Source organism: Alcanivorax sp. MD8A (assembly GCF_002888555.1).
GTDB lineage: Bacteria > Pseudomonadota > Gammaproteobacteria > Pseudomonadales > Alcanivoracaceae > Alcanivorax.
Genome location: NZ_AQOQ01000070.1, coordinates 1 through 3,491, shown reverse-complemented (window position 1 = coordinate 3,491; position 3,491 = coordinate 1). Strand labels below are relative to the sequence as shown.

Below are 3,491 nucleotides of genomic sequence, written 5' to 3'. Positions count from 1 at the left end.
TCAGGACACGCTGAGCATGCAAGGAGTTAGTCAGAGATTCCCAGTATCAGTTTGACCGATTCCGTTGGCAACTTCCTTCATCTCTACCCGATCCTGTCAGACAGTCACCTGATCAATGGTTGTTCACTTTAAGGATGTGGCATAAAGTTGCTTCAGCACTCGGGCGTTCGCCAAAAGCGCCAATGCTGTTCATTCCATCCGAAGGGGAAGAGGGAGTCATCCATGGCTGCTAACAAGGTAAAAGATACCGTCGAAGAGCTTCAGGCACAGATTCGCAAACTGGCTGAGCGCTTTGACAAGGAACGTGAAAAGCAGATCGCCCAGCTGGAAAAGCAACTGGAGAAGGTCCGTGATCGCCTTAACCAGGAAGTGAAGCGTCAGAAGGATTACTTCAACAAGCTGGAGACGCTGCAAGCTGAATACCGTGAAAAGGCGACAGCTACCGTCAAACGTCAGCTGGACCGCGCCCGCAAGACCGCCGACGATGCCCGCAAACAGGTGGATGACTCCGAGGCTCGCAAGCGTATCCTCGAAACCGAGGTGAAGGTATTGAAGGCTACCGCCAAGCAGGCGCACAGCCTTGCGCGGGTTATCGGCCAGTACGAAAAGGATCTGGAAAAACGCGCCAAGGAAATTGAGCGCAAGGTGAGCCCTAAGAAAGCCCCGGCCAAGAAGAAGGCAGCGGCGAAGAAAGCACCGGCCAAAAAAGCCGCTGCCAAGAAAAAGGCTGCTGTGAAGAAAGCCCCTGCCAAGAAGAAGGCAGCTGCTAAAAAGGCACCCGCCAAGAAAAAGGCGGCCGCCAAGAAGGCGCCTGCCAGCAGTACTGACAGCTAAACGCCTGCAAGCCCTTTAAAAAAGCCCCGGCACACGCCGGGGCTTTTTTATGTTCATCACGGAGTAGCGGGGAAAACAGCTAGGTCGGACGTCTGAAAACCGACCAACCTTCCAGTCTTCTCTCAACCCCGCGTTGAAGCATTAAAAACGGTGACAATCGCGCCGCCAGCGACGCGCCTACGGAAAGCTGGGTTGCGAGAGTGAAGGAACGGCACTCCCCAATAGGCCCGGCTTTGCCGGATCTCCCTTCCGGGTTACGCCTGCTGGGGAAGCACCTCTTCCATGCCGGCCAGGTAACGAATCTGATGCTGGTCTACATCGCCAGCCAGGTCACGCAGACTTTGATATGTTCTCAGCCCCAACCGGTAGGCCTGGCCTGCCCGCTGACAACTGACGACTTCTGCCGAGACCTGACGAAGGATCATTCCAGGGGCGTACAGATCGAGCTTGACGATGGTATTGGGCGACAGCCGAACCGGTGACGTAAGCCCGATGCCATATCGATTGTAATCGAGGGCCTTGGCCCGAGTAAGGAATCGCCAGCCGCCAAACAGGCGGTGGCGGAAAATATCGATGCGCATTTGTGTGTTAATGCGTGCCAGCTTGCGGCGGTTGGCGCCGCGCGTTTCCCTGCTATCCATCGTCGAACCGTATCAGCATGTTATCGAAGTATGAGACCACCGCCCTCCTGGCGTTGGCATCCATGGCGACCAAGCCCTTGTGTGTAGCAGAGGCCGACGCTTTACATACTGTAACACGAGCGGCGGATACAAGGGCACGATTGATCCGACCAAGCGACAGGCAACCTACTGAACGGTCCATGAAATGCTCGATTGCCCCATCGTTTATCACCTGCATAACTTCCAGTAACTGATCCATATTGCCCTCGCCCTGAAGAAACATCTGGAAAACCAGACTGGCTTTTTCAGCCTGAGAAGGCTCTAGAGGAAAGGCTACAAACAGATTGTTCTTATTATACTTTCTCAATGTTGAGAAATGCTCAGCCAACTTCTGCTGCTCTACTTGGGTGGTGTTTTTGAGTAACCGGCTGACCAGGCTGTCAGCGGCACGCTGGATCACATTCATGGCGCCCAGGATGAATCTCGCAGCGCTGCCCGATGCCCCTGAGGCCTCAATGGGCCCCTTGAAAAAAGTGGCTAACAGAACATTAACAAAAGGCGGCACCAGGGCCTCCAGCTCCTCCAGGTGACACTGGTCTGGCGAGGCCAGCACCCCGTCGATAAAACTCTCAATGGTGGCATGCAGATTTTCCGGTGCCGCAAAGGCAACATGGAGCGTGCTATCATTCATGAAGTCTTTCCAATCGTGCTGTCAGGGATCACAGGGAACGTGGCGCATCATACTTTACTTTACCGTTCAGGCCGTCTGCTGGGCGGCCTGCTGCTAGTGGCAGGCGAGTCAGTGCTGGCACAACCGGTCATTGACGACATCTCAACAATTGCCGCACCGGCGTATACGTTTCCCGGGGAGCTTCCGCCCGCACAAGCCCGCTACCGGGTGGTGGTCAACGGCATCCCCGTTGGTATGGATGCCACCATCACCCTCACACCACACCCCAAGGGTTACCAACTGCAGTTTCAGGCAGAAAATCGCTTTTTCCGTCATCAGGAAGTGGCTATTTTCGACTGGAACAACTGCACTGCCCGCCCCCATCACTATCGCCATGCCAGCGCAGGCTTCGGTATCAAGCGAGAAGGCGAAATCGAGTTTGACTGGGACGCGGGCCAGGCCAATGGCAGCAAAGCGGTGTATCCCCTCGCGGACGACGCACTGGATGCCCTGAGTGTGGCGATGATGGCACGTTGCAACATGGCCAGGGCGGAGCAGAGCTTTGAATACGCTGTTGCAGAACCGGATGGAATGGATACTTATCAGTATCGCTTTATGGAAGCGGAAACCCTGGAAACCCCTGCCGGCAAGTGGCAAACCGTCAGCGTGGAACGGGATTACCCGGAACGGGGGCGTCGCTCACGCTTTTGGGCAGCCAGGGAGCTGGAATACTTCATGGTGCGCATGGATCACCAGGAAAATCCCTTTATCCGCGGGCGCATTGAACTAACGGAATTTCGCTACTTGTCAGGTGAGGAAATACCCAGCCCTGATCGCCAGTCCGGCAGCACCGTGACCAGTCGCTGAGCGGCGGCACGAATTCGCTCACGGTTTTCTTCATCCAGTTGCCAGCGGTATTTATCTTGTTCATGACGTGCCTTCGGGGTGAGGTTGTGGCGCGCCTCGCCCCGGTCAAATTGCTGGCATGTCTGGGCAAACTGATGGATATCGGACAAATCCACCTTTGGCGAGATGCTCGCGGGCAAGGTATCCAGCAGTGCGCTGATACGGATCGCTGCCTCGCTGACCTCGACCTGCTGCTGCTCTAGCGCCTTGCACAGCACCTCAAGACTATCCAGCACACCGGATTGCTGCACTCGTTGCTCTGCTTTGTGTCGCCTGGCCAGCCACCAGCGCCACCCCACCAGGCCAAGCAAGGAGCCAATCACCAACCCCGCCAGCGCGGCGGATAAAACCTGCCAGGCAAATGCCATGTGTCTTTCCCGTTGATCGGCCAAATGGGCGACTATGATGACTGGCCCGGACTCCTGCCTGCAAGGGAGTCTCTGAATAACGCCTTGCGTGCT

General features: G+C 56.0%; 5 protein-coding genes. 2 read left to right on the top strand and 3 right to left on the bottom strand.

Going from position 1 to position 3,491, the window contains the following annotated elements:
• The first annotated feature begins 222 nt into the window (after window positions 1-222).
• Entirely contained in the window at window positions 223-834 is a 612-nt protein-coding gene (locus A15D_RS17215) for a S46 family peptidase (RefSeq protein WP_146026911.1), read from the top strand.
• A 254-nt stretch (window positions 835-1,088) separates the two neighbouring features.
• Here the strand turns inward: A15D_RS17215 and A15D_RS16970 are convergent, their stop codons facing one another.
• Window positions 1,089-1,475 (bottom strand): PilZ domain-containing protein, encoded by a 387-nt coding sequence (locus A15D_RS16970; protein ID WP_022986309.1) that lies wholly within the window; start codon window positions 1,473-1,475, stop codon window positions 1,089-1,091.
• Entirely contained in the window at window positions 1,468-2,145 is a 678-nt protein-coding gene (locus A15D_RS16965; RefSeq protein WP_102792889.1) for a hypothetical protein, read from the bottom strand. Before A15D_RS16965 ends, A15D_RS16970 begins: the two co-directional genes overlap by 8 nt.
• Before the next feature lie 39 nt (window positions 2,146-2,184).
• Between A15D_RS16965 and A15D_RS16960 the strand changes: the two genes are divergently transcribed.
• Window positions 2,185-2,991, top strand: coding sequence for a DUF3108 domain-containing protein (locus A15D_RS16960; RefSeq protein WP_233192294.1), 807 nt, complete (start codon window positions 2,185-2,187; stop codon window positions 2,989-2,991).
• Here the strand turns inward: A15D_RS16960 and A15D_RS16955 are convergent.
• Window positions 2,925-3,398: a DUF2489 domain-containing protein gene (locus tag A15D_RS16955; protein WP_102792885.1), complete on the bottom strand. Its 474-nt coding sequence runs from the start codon at window positions 3,396-3,398 to the stop codon at window positions 2,925-2,927. The genes A15D_RS16960 and A15D_RS16955 overlap by 67 nt on opposite strands.
• Window positions 3,399-3,491 lie beyond the last annotated feature (93 nt).